This window comes from Armatimonas sp., from assembly GCF_043760365.1.
Taxonomy (GTDB): Bacteria; Armatimonadota; Armatimonadia; order Armatimonadales; family Armatimonadaceae; genus Armatimonas.
Genome location: NZ_JAYUPA010000664.1, coordinates 1 through 3,968, shown reverse-complemented (window position 1 = coordinate 3,968; position 3,968 = coordinate 1). Strand labels below are relative to the sequence as shown.

Sequence of the window (3,968 nt, the reverse complement as noted above, 5' to 3'; positions counted from 1 at the left end):
CGCCAAAGAGGGAGAAGAGCACCCACGGTGCCACACTGCCCGCCAGCACGACAAGCGCCCCGCCGCTGCCGAGAAGCCGTCCGCCTCGCCACAGCCAGAGCCCCAGCCTTCGCCGATCAGGTTTTTTGCTTGCCATAGCCTCTTTTTTGCTTGCCATAGCCTCCTCCTCCAGGAGTTTCTAGAATTAATCTGTCGCCCGCCTCGCAGAGTGCCGCCGCGACTCCGGGGAGTGCTTCGACACTCCCGTTGGCACGAACAAGATACTGCTGGCCAGGGGCACCGTCCTCGCCGCCGTTTGCGCCGAAGCCGCCGGTGATTCGGCTCTGCGTCAGGAGCGATACTTCCACAGGCTCCAAAAAGATGTACTCTCGGATAATGCCATCGCCGCCGGGGTGCTGGCCTGCGCCGCCCGAGTTTGCCCGAACGGCGAAGCGCTCTAACCGTACGGGGTAGCGCGCCTCGATAATCTCTGGGTCGGTGATGCGCGTGTTGGTCATGTGGGTATGGACGGCAGAGGCCCCCGCTGCGCTTGCCGTTGCGCCTGCGCCGCCGCCGATAGTCTCATAATAACCGAAATGTGCGTTTCCGAAAAGGGTGTTGTTCATCGTGGCCTGCGAGCCCGCTGAGAGACCAAAGGCTTGGAGGAGCGCTGCGACAACCCGCTGGCTGACTTCCGTGTTGCCCGCTACCACGGCAGGGCAGCGTGTCGGGTCGGCATGAAATGTCGGATTGAGGAGCGTATCCGGCGGCAAGATGATCTCCACGGCCCGCAGCAATCCCTCATTCAGTGGCACCTCCTCGCCGATTAGTAGCCGCAGGACGAACAAGACACAGGCGACGGTGACGGCGGGCGGAGCGTTGAAGTTCGCGGGGTGTGTCGGCGAGGTACCCCTAAAATCCACGATGAGCTTGCTCTCAGAGTGCCGAACGGCCACGGAAATTTTATGGCCGTCGTCGAGGGCCATCTCCCCGCGTTTGTGGCTCGCGCCAGGGGAGATGGCTCGAAGATAGCTCGCCGCAATCTGTTCGCAGCGGTCTGCGAGGGCAGCTTGCAGCGCGAGGAGTTTTGCGGCACCGTGCTGCTCCGCCAGGGCACGGAGGGCCTGTGCTCCCTGATGGTTGGCGGCGAGCTGTGCATCGAGATCGGCGAGGTTATCGGCGAGGGCGCGAGTGGGGTAGGGCGCGGTGGTGAGCAGATGAACGATTTGCTCTCGATTCCAAGGCGTAGGGGGGATGACCACACCTTCCTCTGCCAGAGTTGTCGCACCAGGCGGCATCGAGCCGGGCCTAGTCCCACCGATCTCCGCATGGTGTGCCCGACTGGCGACAAAGCCAAGAAGCAAGGCGTCGTAGTAGACGGGAGTAACCACCGTGATATCCGGCAGGTGTGAGCCGCCAAACGCAGGGTGATTGACAAGGATCGGCTGCTCGCCAACAAAAGCATTGGCGCGGATTAGCTCCCGGACGCAAACCCCAAGCGCCCCGAGATGCACCGGGATATGCGCCGCCGTCGCGACTAAGTCACCCTTGGGGCCAAGCAGGGCACAGGAATAATCCAGCCGCTCTTTCACATTGACGGAGAGTGCGGTGCGGCGTAGCGCCTCGCCCATCTCGGTGGCGACGGACTCAAAACGCCGGGTGAAGAGTTCCAGAGCCGCAGCGCCTTCTTCCTGAGGAGAAGTGTCGGGCGACAGCTGGCGCAGAACCAGTGCCCCGCTTGCTACTGTCTCACATTGCCAGCCCTCCCGGAGTACCGTCACGCTGTAGGCTTCGATAATGAGAGAGCCACTGCGTCTACGCTCGCTTGTTGCTGCTGCGGAAGGCTGTGGGGGAGGGGCTAGGGCGGCTGCCACAACCCGAACGCTCTCAAGCTCAATCACGTGGCATGGATTGGGTTTATAGCCGTAGTGACGCTCAAACTGCGCCTCAAACGCTGCGGCGACTTCCCCCGTCGGACGGGGGGCAGGGGCCATGCTGACCTCAAGCGGCGTTTCTTGCCCACGAAGACGCAAGCGTGCGAGGCGGCGTGTGATCTCGCCCGGCTCCCTAAGGTGGATAAGAGCCTCTGACTCCAGCTCTGCGAGGAGCGCCGTGAGATCCGAGTTCTCGAGGCTGGTCAATACTTGCCGCTCGGCGAAGCGCTCACGACGGGCGTAGGCGATCCCAAAGGCGGAGAGGAGGCTCTGATCCGGGGGGACGATAACCGTGTGTATCCCGAGCTTCTCCGCGACGGCGCAGGCGTGCTGACCACCCGCTCCCCCAAAGGCGATCAGGGCATGCTCGGCGGGATCGTAGCCTTTGCGCACGCTAATCTGCCGGATGGCATCGGCCATCGCTTCGTTCGCCAGCTCGTAGAAGGCGTGGAGAAGTAACTCAGCGGGTTGGCCGGATTTCTGGGCGACTTCTGCCAGTGCCCGCTCGGCGGCAGCGCGATCTAGAGGCAGGGAGAAGTCTTTTTCGGGGAGATGACCCAGGAGCAAGTTGATATCGGTGATGGTAAGAGGGCCGCCCGCGCCGTAGCACGCCGGGCCGGGCTGCGCCCCTGCGGATGTTGGCCCCACAAAGAGCCGTCTGTGATCGTCGCAGCCGCAGAGTGATCCGCCCCCCGCCGCCACAGACTCCACGGCGACTGCGGGGGCAAGAAGCTGCGCATCCCCGACTTTATGCTCAAAGACATAGGGGATTTCAGGTGCTTCTATGCGTGCGACATCGGTGCTGGTGCCGCCCATGTCGAAGGCGATGAGCTTGGTGAATCCGGCGCGCAGGCCCGCCTCTCGTGCGCCGACCACACCGCCCGCCGGGCCAGAGAGCAGGCTGTCTTTGGGGCAGAACTGTGCCGCAGGGACGAGCCCGCCCGCGCTGGTCATCACATGAAGTGTGCTACTCTCGCTCAGCCCCTGCCGAACGCCATGTAAGTAGCTCGCGAGAATGGGGGTGAGGTAGGCATTGACCACGGCGGTCTCTGCACGCGGCAAGAGCTTTTGAAGCGCTGCCAGCTCGGAGGAGAGCGAGATCGAGGAGAAGCCATACTCGGCCAGAATCTCCGCCACCCGCCGCTCGTGTGTCGGGTTGCGCCAGGCATGGAGGAGTGCCACTGCCGCCGAAGTGTGCCCGGCAGCCCGAAGGCGCAACGCCTCCACACGAAGCGCGGCTTCATCAAGTTGCCGCAGGACGGAGCCATCGGCGCTCAGGCGCTCACGCACCCCGACCGATTCGGCGTAGAGGGGCGCGGGCTTGATAATATCGAGTGCAAACAACTCGGGGCGGGACTGGTTGCCGATGCGTAGTAAGTCTTCAAAGCCTGCTGTTACGAAAAACACGGGAGGCGTCCCTGTGCGGGTGAGCAAGGCATTGGTACCGCGCGTCGTGCCCAAGCGTAGCTCCAAGGGAGGAAGTGTCTGCGAAAACGGCGTGCGAGTCACCAGGTGCGCCGCGACAAGGGGTGCTTCGAGTCCCGGAAGATACGTGACTATATCACCCTGTGTGTGTGTGGCAACGCCATCAAGAAAGTTCGAGGGGAGATTGATACGCCACGGAGCGTTCCGGGCAGAGTCCGTTCGTAGGACACCACTCGAAAGTACTTTGGCCCGGTGCCAGGCACCGCCCGGAGAGATCGCCAGACAGTCTGTGAACGTCCCCCCGGTATCCGTAAAAATTCGCCACTGGCTCACGCGGCCAGCAACTCATCCCAGGTTTCGATTTCTAAGGCACGATCCAGGAGCTGCTCCAGTATCTCCAGATCGCTGATCGCCGCAAGCTCCGTCAGGATCGGTGCTGGTGGCTCCCCAAGGCGTCGCCGCCCTTGTCGCAGAATCGTGGCACGGGCGTGCTCCTGCTGCCCTCGTTCCTGGCCCTGCTCCAAGCCTTCTTCTAATCCGATCTGTCTTCCTTTTTCGAGGCCCTCTCGCATCATGGCCTGATACGTTGACGAGAGTTCCAGTACATTTTTACCCATGAGTTTCTCCACG

Annotated in this window: 1 protein-coding gene and 1 pseudogene; both read right to left on the bottom strand. The window is 62.7% G+C overall.

The window, feature by feature from the left end; translation table 11 throughout:
* Positions 1 to 116: 116 nt before the first annotated feature.
* Positions 117 to 3,671 carry a hydantoinase B/oxoprolinase family protein gene (locus tag ACH2EH_RS15425; RefSeq protein WP_395142925.1) on the bottom strand — a complete coding sequence of 1,185 codons (3,555 nt, stop codon included), beginning with the start codon at positions 3,669 to 3,671 and terminating at the stop codon, positions 117 to 119.
* Positions 3,668 to 3,968 (bottom strand): annotated as a pseudogene (locus ACH2EH_RS15420) (hypothetical protein); the annotation flags it as partial. The gene ACH2EH_RS15425 and the pseudogene ACH2EH_RS15420, both read right to left, overlap by 4 nt.